Source organism: Massilia sp. DJPM01, assembly GCF_030348125.1.
Classification (GTDB): Bacteria; Pseudomonadota; Gammaproteobacteria; order Burkholderiales; family Burkholderiaceae_D; genus Telluria_A; species Telluria_A frigida.
In genome coordinates this window covers 1-2,375 of sequence record NZ_JAQOZV010000142.1, presented here as the reverse complement: position 1 = coordinate 2,375, position 2,375 = coordinate 1, and the positions used below count along the sequence as shown (strand labels likewise).

Sequence of the window (2,375 nt, the reverse complement as noted above, 5' to 3'; positions counted from 1 at the left end):
AACCAGTAGATGCTTGCGCCCGCTTTTATCCGCAGCGGTGGTGCAGGCGGCGGCAAAGCCGGTGTGGTTGATGATCTTCATCGGCGGCTCTTCAGTTAATCGAGACGGAACTGCCCTTGATCGCGTTTTGCCCTGCGGCGCGCGAGAGCAGATCAAGTCCGCGTATTTCTACGTTGCCATCCACATCAAGTGTGATGCTGGCTCGGCCACATTGCAGTGTGAGCTTGCGATTCGCAACCAACTTCACTTCGTCGCTGTCGCCGATTATTCGCAAGGGTGATGGTGTAGAGGCCAACGTTGGGGCTTGCGCACTGTCTTTACTCTTCACGGCAGAGCGGTGCAAGAGGCCCATGACTACAGCTTGCGTGATGTCGCCGCGTTCAAACTGGAGCGCCACCATGCTTCCAATGTCGGACTGCGCAAGCGGCGCAAATGCGCGTGCGATGGCCGGTGCGTGGGCCGGATTGCCGTCAAAGTCGACGAGGGGAGTCATGTCGCTGGTAAAGCCGGTGAGGGTGCCGATAACAAGTCCAGTCACTGGCGCGGCCTGAGCCGCGAGAGGTTCCGGGGCAACTGCGGCCTGCTCATTCATCATGGTTGTGTCGGTCATAATGTACTTTCTTTAAGTTGCTGCAAACGCAGCCACTGTATCGCGCTGTGCGCGCGTGTCGGCAGCAGCATGCTTCCCGGTTGCAGAAAGGTCCAGTGCAAAGCGGCGAGTTCGCGGTGGGCCTGCTCGCCGTGGTCGAGAATTTCGGAAAGCCATACGAAGCTCACGGGCCTCCCCAAAAACGTCCTTGCATCATCACGATAGTGCGACTGATTTTCCCGCCACCACGCCGCAACTCGGTCGGCATCGGGATAGGCGTACCCGTCCTTGGTAGCCGCGTCGAATTGCTCCTCACTTAGCGGCGAGACCAATTCGGCATCGCTCTGCTCGCAATCAAACCCCGTAATCAGGCGGAAGGCTTCGGCAGCAGCAGCGGCCAAGGGGGGCACACGCATTTGCTCGATGAGCCAGTTGGCGTATCCGGGATGACCGCTCCAGCCAATCGCCTTTATCATCAGTTCAGGCGTCAGCGGCGACTGCGACAACTTGCCCAGGTACTTCAGCACCCGCGATTGAGGCAGGGACAGGCAGATCAGTTTGAGCGCAAGAGGTTGATGGCTGTCGCCTTGCTCAACGAACGATTGGAGCACCGTAAGCGACTCTTCATCGAGGCCGTTGAGCATGGTCGCGGCCCATGTTCCCCAAAAGCGGATGGCCGGGTCGGACCGCCTCGCCGGATCAAGCCACGCTCGTACTTCCGCAAGCAAATCGACGCGGCCGCATTCGCCCGCGGTGCGTAGCGCCCGGCTGACCAGTTCGGGGGTACTGCCCGTCAGGATGGCGGACAGGTGATCCACGCCTGACAGCCGATGCGTGTGGCATTGCGCCAGCGCCGCATCGCGGTAGCGCAGGTTGGAATCGTTCAGATGGGCCTTCAGGGCTGCGACGATCGGCGGCGAGTCGTGCCAGGCAAAGAGTCCATCCAGCGCCCATGCCTTACCCGGTAACGCATCGGTCCGAGCGAGCATTGAAGTGATCGCCTCTTCGTCTTCGCTGAGGAAAGCAAACGCAAGCGCGGCAAAGATATCGGCGGACAGGTCCGGCGCATCGGTGGCAAGTGCATTTCGCACTGCGTCGAGTCCGCCACTTCCAGCGACGAGCAGACCGTCGAGATGAGCGTCGATGGATTCATCGTATTGCGCCAGCATCCCGAATGTGGTTCTCGGATGATCGATGTAGGCGCTATCACGCCGCCACCAGCGTGTAGCCACTTCCGTGGCGTGCCGACGCACGACCAACGGAATGCTAAAAGAGAGTGACGGCGCAGGGGTGCTGCTTTGGTCTGACATGTCCGCCTCCAGCGACTGCACAGGAATAACAATGAAAATTGACTGCGTACGGCGACATTCGGGGGCACGAAGTCCGTGCCGCCAGCATCCGCGTTCAATTGTTCTGGATATCTTTACCTTTGACCGCCACAGTCCCGGAGGCACTGATGTTGATCTTGCTACCGTTGATGACGATACTACCGTCCGACTTCATCACAAGAGTGGCCTTGCCGACGGTAATTGACAGCTCGTCCCCGGCACTGATTGCAATGCTATTCCCTACCTTGGTAATCTGATCGGTGCCAACCACGGTCGCCATGACCATCCCAACATTCAGGCTGTAGCCAAGACCGACGTTGACGGCGTACGCGAGGCCGACGTTCTCCAAACGTCCCATACCCACGTTCTGCATGTAGGCCATGCCGATGGTCTCGGTCTTGAACTTGGCCACGTTGATCGACCAGTTTTTCCCGATGGTGTCTTTCTCGTTCTTTATG

At 59.0% G+C, this 2,375-nt stretch carries 2 protein-coding genes and 1 pseudogene; all 3 read right to left on the bottom strand.

All coding sequences use genetic code 11. From position 1 onward, the window contains the following. Positions 1-91: 91 nt before the first annotated feature. On the bottom strand, positions 92-610 hold the full coding sequence (locus tag PO883_RS34145) for a DUF6484 domain-containing protein (RefSeq protein ID WP_289313753.1): 519 nt from the start codon (positions 608-610) through the stop codon (positions 92-94). Further along, the gene (locus tag PO883_RS34140; RefSeq protein ID WP_289313752.1) at positions 607-1,899 is read right to left on the bottom strand and encodes a hypothetical protein; all 1,293 of its coding nucleotides are present in this window, start codon (positions 1,897-1,899) and stop codon (positions 607-609) included. Before PO883_RS34140 ends, PO883_RS34145 begins: the two co-directional genes overlap by 4 nt. 94 nt (positions 1,900-1,993) lie before the next feature. Beyond that, positions 1,994-2,375: pseudogene (locus PO883_RS34135) on the bottom strand (type VI secretion system Vgr family protein); the annotation flags it as partial.